The 22,762-nt window shown below is 31.2% G+C and carries 19 protein-coding genes and 2 other annotated features; of the genes, 2 read left to right on the forward strand and 17 right to left on the reverse strand.

Annotated features, from left to right (window positions below; translation table 11 throughout):
* Positions 1-44 precede the first annotated feature (44 nt).
* Positions 45-908 (forward strand): ROK family protein, encoded by an 864-nt coding sequence (locus tag BN350_RS02655; RefSeq protein WP_028042207.1) that lies wholly within the window; start codon positions 45-47, stop codon positions 906-908.
* Between the two features lie 20 nt (positions 909-928).
* Here the strand turns inward: BN350_RS02655 and BN350_RS02660 are convergent, their stop codons facing one another.
* The 10 genes from BN350_RS02660 to murC all read right to left on the reverse strand — a co-directional run bounded on the left by BN350_RS02660 (position 929) and on the right by murC (position 12,915).
* Positions 929-2,632, reverse strand: a complete 1,704-nt coding sequence (locus BN350_RS02660; protein ID WP_049945492.1) for a Na/Pi cotransporter family protein — start codon at positions 2,630-2,632, stop codon at positions 929-931.
* A gap of 78 nt (positions 2,633-2,710) precedes the next feature.
* A complete protein-coding gene (locus BN350_RS02665; protein ID WP_028042209.1) occupies positions 2,711-3,628 on the reverse strand; it encodes a bifunctional riboflavin kinase/FAD synthetase in 918 nt (305 codons plus the stop codon).
* A complete protein-coding gene (gene truB, locus BN350_RS02670; RefSeq protein WP_028042210.1) occupies positions 3,628-4,464 on the reverse strand; it encodes a tRNA pseudouridine(55) synthase TruB in 837 nt (278 codons plus the stop codon). Before truB ends, BN350_RS02665 begins: the two co-directional genes overlap by 1 nt.
* Before the next feature lie 57 nt (positions 4,465-4,521).
* Positions 4,522-5,139: an FKBP-type peptidyl-prolyl cis-trans isomerase gene (locus BN350_RS02675; RefSeq protein ID WP_028042211.1), complete on the reverse strand. Its 618-nt coding sequence runs from the start codon at positions 5,137-5,139 to the stop codon at positions 4,522-4,524.
* A gap of 9 nt (positions 5,140-5,148) precedes the next feature.
* On the reverse strand, positions 5,149-6,375 hold the full coding sequence (gene tyrS, locus BN350_RS02680; protein ID WP_028042212.1) for a tyrosine--tRNA ligase: 1,227 nt from the start codon (positions 6,373-6,375) through the stop codon (positions 5,149-5,151).
* A 33-nt stretch (positions 6,376-6,408) separates the two neighbouring features.
* Positions 6,409-6,609: a binding site (T-box leader), on the reverse strand.
* Between the two features lie 1,515 nt (positions 6,610-8,124).
* A complete protein-coding gene (locus BN350_RS02690) occupies positions 8,125-9,684 on the reverse strand; it encodes a ClC family H(+)/Cl(-) exchange transporter (protein ID WP_028042213.1) in 1,560 nt (519 codons plus the stop codon).
* Positions 9,685-9,727: 43 nt separating this feature from the next.
* The gene (locus tag BN350_RS02695; RefSeq protein WP_028042214.1) at positions 9,728-10,735 is read right to left on the reverse strand and encodes a LacI family DNA-binding transcriptional regulator; all 1,008 of its coding nucleotides are present in this window, start codon (positions 10,733-10,735) and stop codon (positions 9,728-9,730) included.
* Between the two features lie 2 nt (positions 10,736-10,737).
* Entirely contained in the window at positions 10,738-11,220 is a 483-nt protein-coding gene (locus BN350_RS02700) for a YtxH domain-containing protein (protein WP_028042215.1), read from the reverse strand.
* 20 nt (positions 11,221-11,240) lie between these two features.
* Entirely contained in the window at positions 11,241-11,540 is a 300-nt protein-coding gene (locus BN350_RS02705) for a hypothetical protein (RefSeq protein ID WP_028042216.1), read from the reverse strand.
* A 64-nt stretch (positions 11,541-11,604) separates the two neighbouring features.
* The gene (murC, locus tag BN350_RS02710; RefSeq protein ID WP_028042217.1) at positions 11,605-12,915 is read right to left on the reverse strand and encodes a UDP-N-acetylmuramate--L-alanine ligase; all 1,311 of its coding nucleotides are present in this window, start codon (positions 12,913-12,915) and stop codon (positions 11,605-11,607) included.
* Positions 12,916-13,040: 125 nt separating this feature from the next.
* On the opposite strand from murC, the gene BN350_RS21610 reads away from it, so the two are divergent.
* Positions 13,041-13,175, forward strand: a complete 135-nt coding sequence (locus tag BN350_RS21610; RefSeq protein WP_261797083.1) for a hypothetical protein — start codon at positions 13,041-13,043, stop codon at positions 13,173-13,175.
* Positions 13,176-13,253: 78 nt separating this feature from the next.
* Here BN350_RS21610 and BN350_RS02720 read toward each other — a convergent pair whose 3' ends face one another.
* From BN350_RS02720 to BN350_RS21220, 7 genes are all read right to left on the reverse strand, one after another.
* Complete coding sequence (locus BN350_RS02720) at positions 13,254-14,336, reverse strand: M24 family metallopeptidase (protein WP_028042218.1); 1,083 nt, start codon at positions 14,334-14,336, stop codon at positions 13,254-13,256.
* The gene (gene aspS / locus BN350_RS02725; RefSeq protein ID WP_028042219.1) at positions 14,314-16,080 is read right to left on the reverse strand and encodes an aspartate--tRNA ligase; all 1,767 of its coding nucleotides are present in this window, start codon (positions 16,078-16,080) and stop codon (positions 14,314-14,316) included. Before aspS ends, BN350_RS02720 begins: the two co-directional genes overlap by 23 nt.
* Positions 16,073-17,353, reverse strand: a complete 1,281-nt coding sequence (gene hisS, locus BN350_RS02730) for a histidine--tRNA ligase (RefSeq protein WP_028042220.1) — start codon at positions 17,351-17,353, stop codon at positions 16,073-16,075. Before hisS ends, aspS begins: the two co-directional genes overlap by 8 nt.
* A 38-nt stretch (positions 17,354-17,391) precedes the next feature.
* Positions 17,392-17,576 (reverse strand) — a binding site (T-box leader).
* A 783-nt stretch (positions 17,577-18,359) separates the two neighbouring features.
* Positions 18,360-18,839 (reverse strand): nucleoside-diphosphate kinase, encoded by a 480-nt coding sequence (locus tag BN350_RS02740; RefSeq protein ID WP_028042221.1) that lies wholly within the window; start codon positions 18,837-18,839, stop codon positions 18,360-18,362.
* A gap of 93 nt (positions 18,840-18,932) precedes the next feature.
* A complete protein-coding gene (locus BN350_RS02745; protein ID WP_028042222.1) occupies positions 18,933-21,149 on the reverse strand; it encodes a RelA/SpoT family protein in 2,217 nt (738 codons plus the stop codon).
* Between the two features lie 182 nt (positions 21,150-21,331).
* Positions 21,332-21,844, reverse strand: a complete 513-nt coding sequence (locus BN350_RS02750; RefSeq protein ID WP_028042223.1) for an adenine phosphoribosyltransferase — start codon at positions 21,842-21,844, stop codon at positions 21,332-21,334.
* Positions 21,845-21,903: 59 nt separating this feature from the next.
* Positions 21,904-22,762: DHHA1 domain-containing protein (locus BN350_RS21220; protein ID WP_044600076.1), on the reverse strand; the 859-nt coding region annotated here is incomplete at its 5' end.

Here is a 22,762-nt window from a genome sequence, read left to right on the forward strand (position 1 = left end):
AATGATGGATTCAATGAAATAATAAAGACAAGGAAGTGATAGTTATGTATTTAGTCGTTGATGTTGGTGGTACTTTCACTAAATATGGTTATTATTCAAATACTGGAAAATGTTTAGAAAAAGGAAAACTATCAACTGTGAAAACCAATTGTGATGATTTTTATCAAAGCATCACAAATCTGATAAAAGATGATGTTGAGGGCATTGCTTTAAGCATGCCAGGTATTATTGATAGTGATCATGGTTACATTCACGCAATTACTCTTTTGCCTTTTTTAAATAAGTGTTCTATCAAACAAGACCTTGAATCTTTAAGTCATTTACCAGTTTCTATAGAAAATGATGCAAAATGTGCAACTATAGGTGAAATGTGGAAAGGCAGTCTTTGTCATGTACGTAATGGTTTTATGATTGTTTTAGGAACTGGAGTTGGTGGTACTTGTTTATTGGATGGTAGAATTATCACCAGTGCTCATTATAAGGCAGGAGAAATTGGTAGTCTCTTAATACCTATAGATGAACATTATAAAATGATGACGAATTTTGGGAAAATGAATAATGCTGTGAAATTAGTTTATGATTTATCACAAATCTTAAATTGTGAAAATGATGGGAAAATTGTTTTTGAAAAATTACCAGATTGTCAAAAAGCAATGGAACATTTGAGATTGTATGCTCGTCGCATGGCAGTCATGATATATAATTTGGATTATCTTTTTGATCTTGATTGTGTTTCTATTGGTGGAGCTATCAGTCAACAGCCTCTCTTTATAGAAATAATTCAAAAAGAATTCAAATCACTAAGAAAGCTTTACAAAGAAGAACATCATGAACCTCATATAACTGCATGTCAATTAAACAACGAAGCACAATTATTGGGAGCTCTTCATCATCATTTAAAAGAATGAGAAATTATTTCCTCATTCTTTTATTTAACTTCAATTTTTTGTGGGTCAAGAAACTTATTTTCATGTTTCTTATATGCTACAAATGTACGATTCGCAATATCTAAAGAAATATCTCCTATTCTTTCCATATGTGAAAGAATATCTAAAACAACAGAAGCAGCAATGGAATTATCGCAAATATTTTGACACATTCTTTCAAAATGGTTTTGCTGACATTGTAATTCTAATTGATTCAATTGTTTTTCCTTATTGTTTAACTGTCCTAATAAGCGTGTTCCTTTTCTTATATCATATATATGCATAGCATCTTTTAACATATCTTCTATTAAGACATATATTTTTTGCAAATCATTGATGGCACCTTGAGAAAATATGCCATTTTCATCATAAACCATTTTATAAAAATCAACAAGATTATTCACTTGATCGGATATTTGTTCTAAGTGTTTGACAATTTGATAATTTTTATAATATTCTTGCGTTTGATCTTTTGATAATGTTGGCTGTTGTGCTATCTTTAAAAGATATTGGGATAATTTAGCATCATATTTATTAACTAATGCTTCTACTTCTAAAACTTCATCATATTCTTCCTGTTCGTGTGATAAAAGGTATTGTTGAGATAATTTAATATTTTCTAATACATTTCTTCCCATTCTTAAAGTATTCTTTTTAGCAACTGCCAAAGCTGCAGCAGGGAATTTTTCAATCAGCTGATCATCTAATTCATCAATGTTTTCAATCTTTACACCTTTTGAATCTTCGCCAGGAATTAATATCTTCAATAATTTTACACATTGTCCAACAAAAGGAATAACAAGTAATGTGGAAGCAACGTTAAAGATAAAATGTGCCTGTGCAATATACATTTCTGGACCACCACTAATAATCTGATTAAACCAATTTGTGAATTCTACAAATGGTATAAGGAGAAGCATTCCAAGTATTGCACCCAGAGCATTATAGACCGCATGAAACCAAGCAGCACGTTTAGTGGAAATAGAACCTCCTAACGCAGCAATTAAAGCAGTCATACATGTTCCAACATTTGCACCAAAGATAAAGGCTGCTCCAGCTGCAGGTGTTAAAGCACCTGTGACATAAAGTTTTTGAACAATGCCAATAATAGCTGTTGATGATTGCATAATGGCAGTTGCAATTGTTGCCCCTAATAATGCAAACCAAGGTTGTTTTCCGAGTGTAACCATTAAATCCATAAACCATGGTTCCTTGGCAATAAGCACTAACTGATTACTCATCATTTCCAATCCAACAAAAATAAGTCCAAACCCAGTTAACACTTTTCCTATATAAGTCATCTTCTTACGTTTTGCTAAAAACATAATAGCTACACCCGCAAACACAAAATAATAAGCAAATTGTTCAATATTCAAACCTATCATAATTGATGTTACACAAGTCCCAATATTAGCCCCAATCGTAATACCTATTGCCTGTTCTAATCCCATCAATCCTGCTCTTACCAAACTAATAGAAATCACAGTGACTGCCGAACTTGAATGTAACAAGGCAGAAATAATTGTTCCAACCAAAATAGACATAAAAAGATTTCTTGTATATTTTTCAATATATTCACGAATACGTGTTCCTGCTATACTTTTTAAAGCATCACTCATCATATTAATACCAAAAACAAATATAGCAAGACCACCTAAAACAATACCAACTGATTGTATTGTATTTTCATTGAGCCATCCAAACATTTTCATCCCTGCTTTCTTTCCTTTATTTTATCATATTCTTTCTATAAAATTAAAGAAAACAAGACAAAAAAAGTATTTTCAGTTTTCCTCAAAATACTTTCTGACATACATTTGATCTTTTGTTAACTGTTGAATTAAATCTTCCTGCGATGCAAAAGCTTGTTCTTTACGTATTAGACAATAAAACTCTACAGCAATGTCTTCTCCATAAATATCTCCATGAAAATCCAATATATTCACTTCCAGAGATGGTTTATCTAAAACAGTAAATGTTGGGTTATAACCAATATTACACATCCCTAAATAACATTTATCCTGTATATATGTTTTGACTACATAAACCCCACCACAAGGTAAAAAATATGACTGATAATCTATATTAGCAGTAGGAAAGCCTATCGAATGTCCAATTCTTCTCCCATGAATCACTTTTCCTCGAATTGTATATAAATGCCCCAATAAAGCATTCATATCTGATATGTTTCCATCTTCTAATATCTGTCTAATTCTTGATGAAGAAATTTTTTCACCATTATAAATCACTTCTTCAATCATAGAAACATCTAAAAATGAACAGTGCTGTAATGTATTCACATCCCCTAAATTATGACAGCCAAAACGAAAATCAAAGCCACAAACAACATGTTTAACATGACAATCAATCAAATATCTTTGAATAAAATCTTCGGGAGATAGAGCAGCAACTTCTTTTGTAAATTCAATCACAAAAAGATAATCTAAACCTTTTGCTTCTAGTATTCTTATACGGTCATCCATTGAAGTTAAATATCTCTCTTCTGATATTTTTCCTAATACATATAGAGGATAATGATCAAATGTCATTAATGCTTGTTTATATCCTTTATCCTGACTCACTTTTATCACCTCATCAACCAATGCCATATGACCAACATGTATCCCATCAAAAAAACCAATAGCACTGCAGATAGGTTCTTCTATATTTACTTTTTGACCTTTTAAATATATTACATCCATTAAAATAGCCCTCTTATACTCTTAAGATATCCTTGTCCATCTGGTCCATAAACTGCTAGAACTTTTCCTTCCTTGTTTACAACAACAACCTGATGATCAATATCACTTTTCATTTTTTTTCCATGAATAACAATATTTTCATCCTCTATAATGTAATGTTGAAAATGTTTAAATGCTTCTTCCAATGATAATAAACGATATTGTCCTTTTTCTACATCATCTAATGTTACACAATCTGAAAGACGAAAATGTCCAGATTGATTTCTTACTAAATGCGCCATATGCCCAGGATAGCCAAAAGTTCTTGCAATATCAACACATAAAGAACGAATATATGTACCTTTGGAACATTTTACACGCAATGTTAAAATATGATTATCTTGTTTCAATAATTCTATCTCATGAATTGTAATATCTCGTGCTTCAACTTCTACTGTTTCACCTTTTCTAGCATATTCATATAATTTTTTACCATTGACTTTTATCGCTGAATACATTGGTGGCAATTGTTTTTGTTGTCCTACAAAAGATTGTAATATTGTTTCAATATTTTCAATGCCGTTAAAAGATTTTGTTTCAATAACTGTTCCACTACTATCATATGTATCTGTACTGCTTCCTAAAGAAAGTGTTGCAATATATTCTTTTTCTTCACTCATTAAAAACTGTAAAGCTTTTGTAGCTTTACCTATACATAATACCAAGACACCCGTTGCATCGGGATCCAAGGTTCCACAATGTCCAACTTTCTTTGTATGTAATAATCTTCTGACTTGATTGACAACATCATGACTTGTCATTCCTGCCGTTTTATTGATTAATAGTATTCCATCCATTTTATCACCTTTTTCTAGTATACCACAAACAAGAAAAAATGGATAATTTTATCCATTTTATTTTGCTTCACGATAAATATGATTGACTGCAACATCAAATGTAACATCTTTTCCAGCCAATTCTGATGAACCATAGTTATTTGGAAATGTCACTTCAATTGTTTTTGATTTAGTCGCTTGCATTCCAACTAATTGTTCTTCAAATCCATCAATAAATGTTCCTGAACCTAACTCTAATAAGTAACTGTTTCCAGTCCCACCATTAAATGCAGTTCCGTCTAATTTACCAACAAAATCAATCTTCACAATATCTCCATTTTGACATTCTGAAGTTATTTCTTGATACACATTTAAAAGTTTTATATCAAAAGTTGTTTCTTTGCCAGCCAAATCCTCTGAACCATAATTCGCAGGAAATGTCACTTTTATTGTTTGAGAACTTCCTAACTGCATTCCTACAATCTGTTCTTCAAATCCATCTATAAAAGTTCCTGAACCAAGTTCTAATAAAGCACCCTCCGCACTTCCACCTTGGAATGCAGTTCCATTGAGTTTCCCAACATAATTAATCTTAACAACATCTCCATTGCTTGCTTTGATATGAGATGAATTTTGATTTGTTGAACAACCAAATAATAATCCTAATGATAAAAGTAAAGTTAATATTTTCTTCATATAATTCCCCTATTTATGATTAATCACATAGTAGTTTTTCTTACCACGTCTAATAACAGTTGCCTGTTTTCCAAAAGCATTTTCTTTTTGAATGATAAATTCAACATCAGTAATTTTCTCACCATTAATTAAAACAGAACCACCTGTCACAAATTGTCTTGCTTCACGATTAGATGATGCAGCTCCAACTTTTACTAATGCAGTTAATATTTGTGTATCTTCTTCCATTTCAATGCTTGGCACACCATTAAAACATGATTGAACTTGTTCTAGTGTTAAATTTTGAATTTTTCCAGAAAACAACATTTGACTTATTTCCAAAGCTTCCTGATAAGCTTCTTCACCATGAATAAATGTAATAACTTCTTTAGCCAGTGCTTTATGCGCTTCTCGTAAATGAGGTTGTGTCTTGTTCTTTTCAGCTAATTCTTCAATTTCTTCTTTTGATAGGAATGTTAAGAATTTTAAATAATCAATAACTTTTTCATCTTCTGAATTAATAAAGAATTGATACATTTCATATGGCGATGTTTTCTTTTTATCTAACCAGATTGCATGACCATTTGTTTTTCCAAATTTCGTTCCATCACTCTTTGTTAATAAAGGCATTGTAAAACCATAAGCTTCTTTTCCAGTTTTCTTTCTTATCAATTCAATACCAGCAGTAATGTTTCCCCATTGATCTTGTCCAGCCACTTGCATATGACAATCTTTATTTTCATATAACCAATAAAAATCCATAGCCTGCATAATCATATAAGAAAATTCTGTATAAGTAATACCTAAATCTAATCTTCTTTTCACAATATCTTTATTTAACATATAGTTAATATTAAAGTATTTTCCATAATCTCTTAAGAAATCAATAAAATTTAAATCTTTAGACCAATCATAATTATTAACAACTTCAAATCCAAATAAATCTTGAGCTTGTTTCTTTAAACAATCAAAATTATGTTGAACTTGTTCTCTTGTAATCATTGGTCTTTCTGTATCAGGTTTAGGATCACCAATTAAACCTGTTGCACCACCAACTAATAAAATAGGATTATGTCCTGCATCTTTTAATCTCTTACTAATTAAAAACGAAGAGAAATGTCCAATATGCAAACTATCTCCAGTTGGATCAGTACCAATATAAAATGTCATTCCACCCTTATTTAATTTTTCTTCTAAATCGGGTGAACTCACATCTTTAATTAGTCCACGCCACACTAATTCATCATAAATTTTCATAATATCCTCCTTCAAATAAAAAAGAGAATTCCTCCAAAGGACGAATTCTCGCGGTACCACCTTTATTTATGCATTTATTGCATACTCTTTCAATTGATAACGATGTTGCCACCGTCTAAGCTTTGCACTTAGATGCTCCAGAGTGTATTCATTATATCTATTGTTCTGTTTCCACCACCCACAGACTCTCTATTTCAAATCAATATAACTACTTGTCTCCTTCAACGCCTGCTTATATCATATTAGATTTTACAATTGAAGTCAACACCAAAATATTTAAATAATCCCATCGCGACTATAATAGTTTATTTTCATCCTATGGATTTATAACAATTCCAAACAAAAATCTTTTCATCAATTCATCATATGTAATACAATCATCAATTCATTCATCTATTTTATACAGCTGTTTCATCATTGTGACATCTAACCCAAAGACTTCATAATTTACTTTCATATAAGTTATCATCCCTTCCTTTTCTTCATATTCAATACCTTTTCAATTATTGTTTGCCATTAAATAAATAACTGCTTCAAATTCACTCAATTTTCTCTTTCTATCGATTCTATTGATATTTTTGAGATTTACCATATAAATATTTAGAATACAGTTATTGATTTTTCTTCCCTCTTCATATCAAATTGAGCCATTCTTGATTAGGTTTTTCTCATGCTCCTGATTGATAAACAACATCAAATGAAATTCTTTAATCTTTCGATAATCCTTTTGATTGTCTATCATTTGTAAAGCTATATTCTTGCACAGATAATATTAAAATCTCTTGCTTTGATAAATATTAAGAGTACTACTCTACATTTCCAGATCTAGAAAATAGTCATCATATATGATAAAAATGTCCATAATGATTTTCTTGTCAGTAGATATAAAAGCAACTGGTTCACCATTGCCTATGCTTATATGATCAGTATTGAAATAGGTATTGTATTTTATCAAAAACCTTCTAAAATCTAAACTTTCATCACCAACTTTTCTGCAATAATATTTAAAGAACAAACTATCTTTATAATCTAATATCTTTTTCTGTTTCCATCAAAATAACCCTCTACTTCTTATATGTAATTGCCTATAGCGATTATTAAATGTATACATAACTTATTTCTATTCTTTGTATTAATCCTCAAACACAAAAAGATGATATTTCTATCACCTTCTTTTACATCCATTTTTGATTGGTATGATCAACCGCTTTATAGTCATGTTTTTGATAGGAACATTAAAACCGCTTTTAATACATATATTATGTATTTACAATCATAGTATATCATTTTTGAAAACGGGTTTCAACATATGTATATTTCAAGTTACCCTTCTTCTCTGATAAATTTTATATCCAAAGCAACTAAACAGAAAGGCAAATAATACACTATCAAAAACATATGCTATGATATTATCATTATGAAAATAGTCCTACAATGAGGAAACAAAGATAACTATTCCTGTGAAAATCCCACATCCATAACAAAACCAACTATCATTAAAATAAATAAACATGATAAATAGAATACAAATAGAAAGCAATGCTGAAATTGCCATAAATGAGAATTTATATATTGATATTTCCAAACATCGCTAAAGTTCTCAATAAACATATTAACAACAACATACTTATCTTAAGATTCTTCATAACACGACTTCAATATAAGTATAGGTCAATTCTAAGCATCCTACCTTAGATACGATTATCATAAGCTAAATAACCTCTCAATCAATGTGAAAATATATACAAATTATGAAAATGTAAAGATTTCAGATAATTCTTCTTTTGATTCCTCTATTCGATAACGATCAACAATAATAATAACTTGATCACCAACATAAAACTTTGTATTGCCATGAGGAATAATTTCACTCTTTCCTCTCACTATAGATACAAGTAAGCAATGTGGTGGTAACTTTAATGAAGCGACTGTCTGATCAACTGCTATACTTCCTAAACTCACAACAAAGGAAATCAATTCTTTATTTTCTACATAATCCACAGAGACTTTGTTTTTTGTTAAACGATGCAATAAACTTTCATAAATAGGAACACTTCCAATACTATTCGCAACAATATATGCAATAAATGATACTGCAGCAATGGGTAAAAGTAATTTTAATGTTCCACACATTTCAGCAATAAGAACAATTCCTGTAATTGGTGCTCTTACAATACCTGCAAAAAAACCAGCCATGGCAAAAATAATAAAATTAACAAAATAAATCTCATCAACACCACACATCATTGCCAATTGTCCAAAAACGGCACCAATCAGACTCCCTAAAATCAATAAAGGAAAAAATATTCCTCCTGGTGCTCCAGATCCAAAACTTAACATTGAAAATATAAACTTTACAACAAGTAAGATAATCAATGTTGACAAAACAACATTCTGACTATTTAAATAATTAACCAGAACATGTCCACCACCAATAACCTCAGGAATAAACAAACCTAAAATACCAGAAATAAATAAAGGAATAATGACTTTTTGATGTGATTTTAAAAGTGGTATACGATCATATAAATGAAGGGTTGTCATTGTCATTTTATTATAAAAAGCACCCAATAAACCTGTTGCAATACCTAATATCAATAACCAGCCATATTGATTTAATGGCAAAGTATTTTCCATTGTAAAATGTAGAGATGGTGATAAACCAAAAACATTACGACTAATAAAATCACCAGTTATAGAAGCACACATAACAGATACCAAAGCACTTGTAGAAAAGTTTTTATGAACTTCTTCTAAAGCAAACATAATTCCCGCCAAAGGTGCATTAAATGCTGCAGACAACCCAGCAGCTGCACCACAAGTTAATAAAAATCGTTCTTCTGTCTTAATTCGTTTAAAGAATCGTGAAACACCCTTTCCTATCATTGCTCCTAACTGGATACTAGGACCTTCACGCCCTAAAGATAAGCCACCAACAATACATAAAGTTCCAGCAATCATCTTCGTAACAATAACTTTATACCAGCATTGATCAATTTCGCCCTGAACTTCTGCTTCTACCTGTGGAATACCTGATCCTGAAATATATGGTTCATATTTCAAAAACAACGATATTACAAATCCAATTGCAATTAACCCCAATAACCAGCAACAAATCCATATAATATGTCCACGCACCATATGAATAAAATAAAAATATACATCTTCAGCATTTGTTAATAACAAACGATAAATAATTGCAATTAATCCCGCTAAAGCCCCTACTAATAATCCTTCAAAAAACAAACGACTACTCAAATGACTTCTTTCTCTCAATATATGTAGTGTCTCTGAATCTTTCTTATCCATTCTTTTCCCCTCTTTCACAAAAAAACTTCTAAATCAATAGAAGTTATTTGGTTGTTCCTCTAGGCATTAATAAATGCTGTACAGGAACTTCTTTTTGATCAATTTCTTCTTCGTTTAATATCTTCGTTAGCAAACGAACAGCTAACGCTCCCATATCATAAACAGGAACATGAATAGAAGTAAGTGGTGGACGACAAATCAAAGCATAACTTGTATTCATCATACCAATAACTTCCATTTCATCAGGAACCTTAATATCATTATCTACAGCTGCATTAACAACTGCAACGGCTTCTTTATCATAACCTGTTAAAACCAAATCATGACGATGATTTTTAAAATATTCTAAGAATTGAGGATAACTCTTTTCATAATGTGTAGAAGTATGAATCATTTGTGATTCTATATCAAAAACCATTCCATGTTGCTGATAAGCCTCTTCAATACCCTTAATAAAATCTTCTGTCTTAATCAGATTTTGTCTAGGACTGACAAAAACAATATCTTTTTTGCCTTTTTGTAAATACTCATCAACAACATCATAAGCAATCTTCTTTGAATCAACAAAAATAGAACCCATATATTCACTAGAAACTCGTGAACCTATAACAACAGAAGGAATTTTATATTTATTAACTAATTCAATCTCCTGATCAATTTCTTCATTATTAAAAAGAATAACACCATCAGCTCTTGATTTAACAACTCTTTCAATAACTGTTTCAATTGGATTACCGTCACCAATCTCATCAGTTGTATAAATACTTACATTATAATCTAAACGGCGACTTGTATCACCAATTCCACCAATCATATCTTTAACATGCGCAAACAAAGATTGTGGAAATACAATAGCGATTGTTGTTGTTTTACTTGTTGCAAGACCTCTTGCAATTTGATTAGGTTTGAAATCCAGACGTTGAATTGCTTCCATAACACGATCACGTGTTCCAGGTTTGACAACATTAGAACCATTAATAACACGTGAAACCGTTGCTAGAGAAACACCTGCTTCTCTAGCAACGTCATAAATTGTTACATTCTTACCCATAATTAATCTTTGATTTCTTCAATCATTTCTTCAAGTTTATCTTCAACATCATCAATTTCTTCTTCTAATTCATTTAAATAATCATCATCAATTGAAGCATCTAAAACCTTTGTTTTTACTTCATCAATTTTTGAATTCACTTTATCAGTTAAATCAACAACACTTTCTTTGACCTGCATGTATTGATCACTATCTTTAACCTTCGCAGCAAACTCTTCTAATTTCTTTTCTAAATCTGTTAATTTATCTCTTGTTGTTGCTTTAAAATTATCAACATCAAATTCATCAACAGATTTCTTAACAGTTTCAATAGTTTGACCTAGTAAAGCTTCTATATCTTCCTTTGTCATATTCTTTAAATTATCATAAGCTTTTAAAGATTCTCTTTTAATATCCTCTCTTAATTCACTACCTTTTTTAGGAGCAAGTAATAATCCAGCAGCAGCCCCTATACCAAGTCCCATTAAAAATTTTCCAAATTTCATTTTCTCTCACCTTTCTTTTCTTATTTTTTTCTTCTAAACATAGAAGTTAAAAATCCCAATACAGAAAGCAATCCTGCTTTCATTCCACCTCTTGAAAAGAAACCACTTACCAATTCAACAGGTGCATTTAACATATCCATTTTATTATTGACATCATCTAGAATATGATTCACTTTTGCTAAAGTTGTCTCTAAAATAGTCATTAATACAGTCGCTTCCTTGACTGCCCCAGACATTCTAATAAGTAATAATCCTAAACTTAATAAAGCAAAGGCTCCAGACAATATTAAAATGCAAAGACATACTAATTTTGCGTCCATAAGTTCTCCTTTCATTGACTTTATATTATTATACCATAAATTTCCAATGATTAAAAGTCAGCAGTTAATGAGATTCTTTATATGCAATAACCATATCTTCTAACTTATAAATATCCTTACTGCTCATAAACAAATAAACAACATTATCATATTGTGCCAATTGTTTAACTGCTTCTTCATCTTCATGAATAACTTGAGCACGTGGAATATATTGGGCAATTTCATAAATATCTATATTAATGCCTGGTTCTTTCTTTGCATTTTCTGGAAAATGCACAAGGAAAGGATAATCTGCTAAATCCATTGATGCAGCAAATTCTTTTGCAAATCTTAATCCTCTTGAAAAACGATCAGGCTGAAATATAGCAACGATTTTTTTACCAGGATAACGTGAACGCGTTGCTTCAATGACATACTGAATTGCAGTTGGATGATGAGCATAATCATCAACATAAATATTATGCCCAACTTCTTTAACAGTATAACGACGTTTTACTCCATCAAATGTTGATAAACGCTGCTGAATATAATCCGCACGCATATTTTCTAAATATCCTAATGTAATAACTGCTAATGAATTATATAACATATGCATTCCAAAAAACGGCAAAGCAAAATGTCCAAATAAATCACCATGAATATAAACATCAAAAGATAGTCCATGATCATTATGAATGATATTTTTAGCAAGAATATCATTATGTTCACCTGTACCAAACTTTAAAACACGTGTTGTATAATTTAAATGTGGTAAATGTGGATCATCTCCCCATACGACAACAGTATCTTTGACCTGATTAGCGAATTTTTCAAAAGATTCTTTATATTGATCCATAGAATGAAAGTAATCAACATGATCCATTTCAATATTATTAATGACAGCATAGGTTGGAAAATAATGTAAAAAATGATCTTGATACTCACATGTTTCTGCAATAAAATAACGACTGTTTTCTACTGCATGTCCTGTCCCATCACCAATCAACACAGAAGTCTTATCATAGTCTTTAAATAAATGATAGGCCATTCCTGTTGTTGTTGTTTTACCATGAGTTCCAGCAATCCCAATAGATGTGTACTGATTCATCAATTGACCTAAAAAATCATAATAAGTATGTGTTTTCACATGAGGATTATCATAAGCTGCTTTCACTTCTACATTAGATTCATCAAATGCATTTCCCACAATCACATCATAACCATCCTTAATATTATCCTTATCAAAAGAATAAATAGGAATACCTCTTTTTCTTAATTCATCTTCTATAAAAATATATTTATCTATATCACTTCCTGCAACATCATATCCTAAATCATAAAGAATTGTTGCTAAAGAAGCCATTCCTGAACCTTTAATTCCAATAAAATAATACATTCTTTGTCACCTCTTTCCTATTCTAGCACAATTTTAAAAAAATGTATGCTTTCTCTTTACTTTTTTTCATAATTTTTTTGAAACAACACATATTAATAATGTCAATAGAAGAAAAGGAGAAAACAATGAGTCAGAAAAAGTCAAATAACAAACAAAACAAAAATTTTAATAAAGGTTATAATCAAAATCAACAGTCTAATGACAGTTTTGATCAAATGGAAAATCGTAAATTTGAAGATAATTCAAACGCTAGAGCATAAACACGGGAAACCGTGTTTATTTTATTTTGGCTTAAAGCATTATTAATTATGCCCAAAAGAAAAAGGAAGCCTGCTTCCTTAACCTATCACTAATAAATCTTTTGTATATGAATTTAAAACTTCACAGCCATCTTTTGTTACTAAAACAAGATCTTCAACTCTCACACCAAAATCACCTTGTAAATAAATTCCTGGTTCAATAGAGAAAATCATACCTTCTTCTACTTCCATGTCAAAAGCAGCAGAAACATCACCATATTCATGAACATCTCTCCCAATAAAATGTCCTAAACGATGATTAAAGTTTTCACCATATCCAGCTTCACTAATCACATCTCTTGCCGCTTTATCTATATCACAAAGTTTGACACCTGGTTTGATCATTGCCTCAGCAGTTTCATTGGCCTTACGAACCAATTCATAAACCTTTCTTTGTTCATCACTCACTTGCTGATAAAACACAGTTCTAGTCATATCACTACAATATCCTTGATACAAGCCACCCATATCAATCACAATACTGTCTCCAGGTTTTAATTTTGAACCATCACCTTCATGATGTCCATCTGCCCCATTTGCGCCATAAGCAATAATAGCTGGAAAAGAAAACGAAGAGCATCCTAGTGATTGGAAGATTTCAGTGACTTTTTCTGTCACTTCAATTTCTGTTAAGTTCCCTTGAGCACATAATTGAATAACTTGATCCATTGCTAAATCATTAATTCGACTTGACTCACGCATAAGCTGCTGTTCATGATCATCTTTAATCATACGTACATAATCCACACAAATAGAACCAATCTCAAAACAGCATTCTTCATTTGCTAACTCCATAACACGCATCAAGAATTTTGCTTCCCAATTTTTATCAACACCTACAACATGAGCATCTTGTAAATGTTGAGCAACCAAAGCAGCACCATCATCAGTATCAGCATACCAGACAATTTCTAAATCTAAATCTTGATCTAGATAAAATAATTGATTCAAAAAGATTGTATGTTGCCCATCTAACGACAACAATAAAACAAACATTCTTTCACCAGGATGATTATTATATCCTGTTAAATAATCAATAGAACTAGGATCACTGATAATCAAATGGTCCATACCTCTTGATTGCATTTCATTTAGAACTTTATTCACTCTGACTTGCTTCATGTTCAATCACTCCAATTCCTAATTCATCTAATTGTGCATCAGCAACCATTGTTGGTGCTTTTGACATCGGACATGTTGCACTTGTATTTTTAGGAAATGCAATCACATCTCTTAGCGAATCACAACCACACAATAACATGACAATTCTATCTAATCCTAATGCAAATCCACCATGAGGAGGTGTTCCATATTGCAAACCTTCTACAAACCATCCAAATTGAGCATCAATTTGTTCTTGAGTAAACCCTAAAGCTTTAAATGCTCTTTCTTGCAAACTTTGTTCATAGATTCTTTGTGATCCACCACCTAATTCAAAACCATTTAAAACAATATCATAAGCATCAGCTAAACAGTTTTCAGGATCTGTTTCTAGTTTATCAATATCTTCATCTTTTGGTCTTGTAAATGGATGATGTTTTGCATAATATCTTTGTGTTTCATCATCATATTCAAACATTGGAAAATCAACAACCCATAAGAAATCAAAAGTATTAGGATCATAAAGTTTTAATTCTTTTCCTAAATAATTTCTAATAGCTGCTAAAGCATCACAAACAACTTCATATTTTGCATCACTCACAAATAATAATAAATCATTATCTTTAGCATTCATTGCATTTAATAAATGATTCATCTGTTCTTCAGTAAAGAATTTTGCGATTGGTCCTTGAACACCTTCATTTGTCACTTTTAACCAAGCCAATCCTTTCGCTTTATAAGTTTTAGCCAAATCTGTTAATTGATCAATTTTCTTACGAGAATAAGCCTGTGCCTGTCCTTCAACATTGATTCCTTTAACATGTCCATGAGCTTCTAACGCACTCTTAAACACTGCAAAATCAACACCTGCAACCACATCATTTAAATTCACAAGTTCTAATCCAAAACGTGTATCAGGTTTATCAATTCCATATTTTTCCATAGCTTCATGCCATGTTAAACGTCTAAGAGGCAATTCAATATCAATCCCTTTGACATCATGCATCACTTTTGCCATCATACCTTCACCAATCTCAAGAATTCGATCTGTTGATAAGAAACTCATTTCAACATCAACTTGTGTAAATTCAATTTGGCGATCAGCACGCAAATCTTCATCTCTAAAACAACGTGCAATCTGATAATACTTTTCAAAACCAGATACCATAAGTAATTGTTTAAATAACTGTGGAGATTGTGGTAATGCATAAAATGCACCTTTATGTACACGAGATGGAACTAAGAAGTCTCTTGCTCCTTCAGGAGTAGAACGATTTAAATAAGGTGTCTCAATGTCAATAAAATCAAGATTATCCAAATATTCTCGAATACAACGTGTGATTTTATGTCTCATCATGATGTTCTCCTGCATCATGGGACGTCTTAAATCAAGATAACGATATTGCATACGTGTTTCTTCTAATGCATCTGTTTCATCAGCTACAATCATTGGTGTTAATTTAGCAGTATTAATAACCTGAAAGTCTCTCACCTGTACTTCAATATCTCCTGTAGGTATTTTAGAGTTTTTTGAAGATCTTTCAACAACAGACCCTTTCACTTGTAATATATACTCATTCTTAACTTCTCTTAATCTCTCTTCAAAAGATTCATCAAATATAATTTGAGTGATTCCATATCTATCTCTTAAATCAATAAAAACAAGTGAACCCAAATTTCTCTTTTTCGCAACCCAACCAATCAGTTCAACATTATCACCAACATGTGATAAACGTAATTCTCCATTATTATGTGTTCTATTCATGATCATGCCCTCCCTCATAATGATTCTCAATAAATGCAACAATATCTTCCAAAGGAACAACCGTTTGTTCTTTAGAGTGATTACATTTCATATTCACGACTTCTTTTTGCACTTCTTCATCTCCAATAATCATTGAAAAATGTGCATGGAAACGATCAGCAGATTTAAATTGACCCTTTAATCCACGATCACACTGATCCATATCACAAGTAAAACCATTGGCACGAAGCATTGTAACAATTTGCATTGCTAAATCTTTTGCCTCTGTTTCTAGTGGCATCACATAGACATCCAAACCATCCTCTTCATCAGATTCACTCCCCATTGCAATCATAAGTCTTTCCATTCCGAAAGCAAAACCAACGCCAGGATTTTCTGGTCCACCTAATTCACTAATTAAAGTACTATATCTTCCACCAGCTCCAACAGTCGCACCTGCTCCTAATTTAGGATCATCTGAAATGACTTCAAAAACAGTATGAGAATAATAATCTAACCCACGAACAAGATTTGTATCAATCACATAATCAATTTCTAAATCATCTAATAATGCACAAACTTTATCAAAATGATTTCTAGCACTATCACTTAAATAATCAATAGTACGTGGTGCATCCTTCATAGCTGGATAATCTTTATCTACCTTACAATCTAAAATACGTAGTGGATTCTTTTCAAAACGTTGTTGACAATCATAACATAAATCATTTAACACAGGTTGAAAATGTTGCTTTAATGCATCTCTATAAGCCTCACGTGATGCTTCATCACCTAATGAATTAATATGTAAAGTAATGTCTTTCAAACCTAATGCTTCCACAACAGTGACAGCCATGACCATACATTCTACATCCACATATGGAGACTCTAGGCCAATCATTTCAACTCCAAACTGATGGAATTGTCTTTGTCTCCCATTTTGTGGTCTTTCATATCTAAACATAGGTCCCATATAATAGAACTTTTGAAGTTTTTCAGGTAAAGCAAATAATTTATGTTCTACATAACTTCTTGCAATACCAGCTGTTCCTTCAGGACGTAAAGTAATAGAACGTCCTTTCTTATCTGCAAAAGAATACATTTCTTTTGTGACAACATCAGTTGTATCACCTACTGCTCTTGAAAACAATTCAGTATGTTCAAAAATAGGTGTTCTCATTTCCTTCACATTATAATTTGCACAAATTGTTCTTAATAACTGTTCTAATTCCTGCCATTTCCCTGATGTCTCAGGTAAAATATCAACTGTTCCTCTTGGTGCACTATATGCCATTTCTCTTTTCCTCCTTAAAATCAATAAAAACGTCCTTATCTAAGGACGTTCATTCACGCGGTACCACCTTAGTTCATACATTGTATGCCCTCTATATCTTAACGCGATAAACGGTTACTCTCATAACCTCCTCCAAAGTGTCCCATAGTTTCCTCTTACTGTTCTCACCAGCCACAGTATCTCTTTAAAAATTCCACTATTTAATCTTCTTCATCGGAACTTATCTGAATTATAATGTATTCTTGACAAAAAATCAACATGATAAACAAGAAAAGATAGGAATCTTCTGACTCCTATCTCTATATAAAGAAGAAATATTACCTTCTATGTGACTTATTTATATAAATCTCATAAATAATATTCATTATTTATTTGCTTACCATTTTCATATCATTCCACTAACAAGTTCATCTCTATTTACATTTTATTTTTTTATATTTCTTACACATCTTAGAAACACTTGTTCATTCATTTCAATTCAATGATAATCTCATGAAGGATGTTTCCATCTTTTCCATAAAGCGATTTCATCATGTCTTTTTCTACTCATTCATATCAATAACTTCAACTACTTCATCATTACTCAAACATCTATCTATATAAATTCACATCATACATTCATAAAACAAATTTATTCGCATATTTCAGATTTCACTTATAATGCTAAACATTTCACTAACAAATTACCATAACAAACAATTGATATGAACTTTCTCATTCACCCATCATGATCTTTCTTTACTATATCATGAACTTTTTTATATCTAAGGCCTATCACTTACAGGCCTAACGTATGTTAGGGGGTAGTAAATCTCTTATTAATCTATAATCTTTTGGAAGATCTAGATTAACCATGATTGCAGGTCTTACATATAAATATTTTTCTTTTTTCACTTCTAACATTTCTAAGACCTCCTTTCATGTCCTTTCCTTTTCTACATCTATATAATAGCACATTTTCTTATGAAATGGAAGCCCTTCCATTTTCATATTTTGAAAATGTTATTTAGAGATAATCATGCCAAATTTGTAACTCTCTTTGTGCAGATTCTATTGAATCAGAAGCATGAATCACATTATTGACAAGACGATTTTCACTATCAGCTAATTCATAACTATCTTGGCTAAATGTTGCACGAATTGTTCCTTCCTTAGCATCAACAGGATTTGTTTTACCAACTAATTTTCTTGAATATGCAATAATATCTTCATCACCTTCATAACTGACTTTCATAGGCATAATGTAATGTGGTCCATGAAAATAGAAAGTATTAAACAAACGAGCTGGAAAATGAAAATCCGGCCCTTTTTCATCAATCACTTGATGATAATGTTCTAATAATATTTTCATCACATCCATAGTTACTTCTACTGTTTGTGATGCTTCTATAGATAGTCCATGATCTTTTATCATCTTTAAAATCTTTTCTTGTTGTTGATCTTGAAAAGCATCAGGTTTTAACATCATATAAGTGTATTGTTTCATTATTATTCCTCTTTTCTTTAGTTTATAACTATTGTAACACAAATAGACAAAAGAATCATTTATAGTATCCCTACAAATGATTCTTTTAAACGATTAATGAATAACTCTTTTGATATCATAGATACCTTGTATTTTATTGAGATTATCTATTGTTGTCTGCAACAATTCAGCATTTTCAACTGATAAAGTTAACTTAATTTGAGCTTCCATATCTTTAATTCCTGCATTAATATTCAATATATTAACTTTGACTTGTCCTAATACCGTAATAATATCATTTAATAGATTTGGTCTATCAAGTCCATTTATCTCAATATCAACATGAAAGCGTTTTTCTGTAATATTCGTATAATCCCAATAAACATCTATAATACGCCCTTTTTCTGCACCATTTAAATTAGGACAATCCGCTCTATGAACTTTGATTCCCTGCCCTTTAGAAACATATCCAACTATTGGATCTCCAGGAATAGGATTACAGCATTTTGATAACTGAATCTTTAATCCATCAACACCATTAACACTAATACCTAAACTACTGCTTGTTCTTTTTTGATTCTTTAATGCATTATTGTTCTTTTTAAGCATCTTAGAAAGATTATCAAAGAATCCTGTACGATTTGGTAAAACTTTATCAATTAAAGTCGATGCAGTTGCTTGTTTTTTTCCAATCACAAGCATTAAATCATCAAAATTATTAGCTCCAAATGAACCAAAATAAGATTTATAAGTATCTGGATCTAAATATGTTTTTTCATCCAAATCACGTTTACGAATTTCCTCTTTTAATAATTTCTTACCCTCTTCAATAAATTCTTTTTGTGTCTCTGCATCTTTTTTAGAAATATACTGTCTAATTTTATTCCTGGCACCAGCTGTTCTCACAAACTTTAACCAGTCTTCACTTGGTCCAGAATTTTTGTTTGTTTTAATTTCACAGACATCACCAGTTTTTAATTTGGTATTGATTGGTACCATAACATTATTGACAATGGCACCTACTGCATGATGTCCAACTTCTGTATGAATACGATATGCAAAGTCAATTGGTGTAGCACCATTAGGTAATTCAACAATCTTCCCTTGTGGTGTCATCACATAAACATTGGCTTCAAATATATCACGTCTTAGCGAATCATAATATTCCTTAGCATCACCATCTTTAATTTCATCACTTAATGTAATAAAATCACCTAACCATTGTAATTTATCAACAATATCCTTTTGTTCCTGTTTAGAAGAATAATCCTTACCTTCTTTATAACGCCAATGTGAAGCGACACCACGTTCTGCTAATTCATCCATTTCTTCTGTTCGAATCTGAATTTCAAAAATATGCCCATTTTCACCAATTACTGCAGTATGCAATGACTGATACATATTTGGTTTAGGCATTGCAATATAATCTTTAAAGCGTCCAGGCAAAGGACGATAATAATCATGAATAATTCCTAAGACTTCATAACATTTCATTTTATCTTTTAAAATGATACGTAAAGCATTTAAATCATAAAGTTCATCAAATCTTTTATGCTTAATAACCATCTTTTTATAAATACTATAAATATGCTTTGCTCGACCTTTAATACGATATTCAATATGATGTTCATCTAATAGATTTTTAACAGAATCCATCATCTTATCTACTGATTCCTTACGTTCACTTCGCTTTTGTTCAAGCAATTCAGATATTTCCTGATAGGCTTTAGGATCAAGATAATTTAAACAAAGATCTTCTAACTCTATACGAATATCATTAATTCCCAAACGATGTGCAATGGGTGCATAAACTTCCAATGTTTCTCTTGATATTCTTTGTTGCTTATCAGGCCGCATATATTGTAAGGTACGCATATTATGCAAGCGATCTGCTAATTTAATTAAGATAACACGTATATCTTTAGCCATTGCAATATATATTTTTCGATGATTTTCAGCATAAACATCTGCTTCATCTTTAAATGGCATTTTATTAATCTTTGTCACACCTTCAACAAGTGAAGTAATTTCTTCTCCAAAACGTTCTACCATTTCATCATGTGATACATCACAATCTTCCATAACATCATGTAGCAATCCAGCTGCAATTGTCGTTGGTCCTGTTTGTAAAGTTGTTAAAATATAGGCAACCCAAATTAAATGGTTTGTATAAGGTTCACCACTTTTTCGCTTCTGATTTGCATGCATAATCATGATAAAATCATAAGCACGTTGAATAAGGTCAATGCTTTCTTTTTGTGTAATATACGTTGAACAGCTTTTTAAAACATCTTCAAATGTTACCTGATCATGTGCTCCTTTATACTCCATACTTCTTCCTCCTTTACATTCTCTATAACAAAACTATTTCTTGATTTGTTATATTTTACTATATTCTCTCCATCTAATCAACAACAGCTTTTCAAATAAAAACAAGGAGCAAAACAAAAATACATAGACCCATGTATATTTATTTTACTCCTCATACATTTATATTATGTAACTATAACTCATCAATACTTTAAAACAGAGTAAACGTCATATCCTTCTAAAAGGTCTCTTCCCTTTAAATCAACCAATTCAATAAGAAAAGCAATTCCTACGACATTTCCACCCATTTGTTCAATCAAAGATACAGCCGCATCAACAGTTCCACCAGTTGCCAACAAATCATCAACAATCAAAACATTCTGTCCTGGTCGAATACTATCACTATGCATTTGAATTTCATTTTTTCCATATTCTAATTCATATGACTGAGTCAAAACCTCACGTGGTAATTTCCCTGGTTTTCTTACAGGCACAAAACCACAATTTAATTCAATCGCAACTGGACATCCAAACAAAAAACCTCTTGCTTCTGGTCCTGCAACAACATCCACATTCTTCTCTCTTGCAAAATCAGCTAATAAACGTATTGATTCTTTATAAGCAGCCTGATCTGCTAATAACGGTGTCACATCTCTAAACAAAACACCTGGTTCAGGAAAGTTAGGAATATCTTCAATATATTTCTTTAAATCCATAGCTATAAAGCCCTCCTTGTTTTCTTATTATATCAAATTATCACTTGTTAATAAAGAATCTATAACATATCTTTAATAATAAAATTAATACTTTTTTGATTTCTAAATTCATTAATACTTAATGTCCCTATTAAATTCACTATTTTTTGATTTTGTAATTGTTCAAAAAGATCCCCATGCTGAAAATATAAAGCAGATAGTTTTACTTTAGAAAAAAGAATATCTAACTTTAAATGCTTACCTTGACTTAATTGATAAAGTTTTTCAACTGGAGCATCTTTTAATAAATATAATGGTTCCTCATTACTCATTCCAAAAGGTTCTAACAAAGATAATGATTCAATATTATCAATACTTAAATCATTCTCATCAATTAACAAAACAGAAGCTGTTGACTGAAGATTAACATCCTTTAATTTTTCTTCAATACAATGATAAACAGTCTCAAAATGTTTTTCATCAATGGTAAATCCACCTGCTAAAGAATGCCCTCCATAAGCTACAAAATGTTCACTATGAGAAGTAAAGAATTCATGTAATGAAAAACCCTCAACACTTCTTGCACTTCCCTTATAAATTCCTGCTTTCTTATCATAATGCATAACAAAACTAGGTTTCTCATATGTTCGTGTATATTTTCCAGCAATCAATCCAACCAATCCTTCATGAACATCTTCACTTGCCCAATATAAAAATTCATCATTCATATTTGTTTGTGCCAAAGTATATTGCTCATTTGTTAATGTTTGACGTTTAGTATTAATTTGCGTCGCTAACTGTGACACTTTCATCATCAGTTCGCTCGGCGCATTCTTGAGAAAATATTTCACAAGTACATTAGGATTACATAATTCAGGTAATCGTCCAAATGAATTAATTTTTGGTGCAATAGTAAAGCCAATCGTTGTTGTTGTGTAG

It is taken from the genome of Candidatus Stoquefichus massiliensis AP9, from assembly GCF_000455285.1.
Taxonomy (GTDB): Bacteria; Bacillota_I; Bacilli_A; order Erysipelotrichales; family Coprobacillaceae; genus Stoquefichus; species Stoquefichus massiliensis.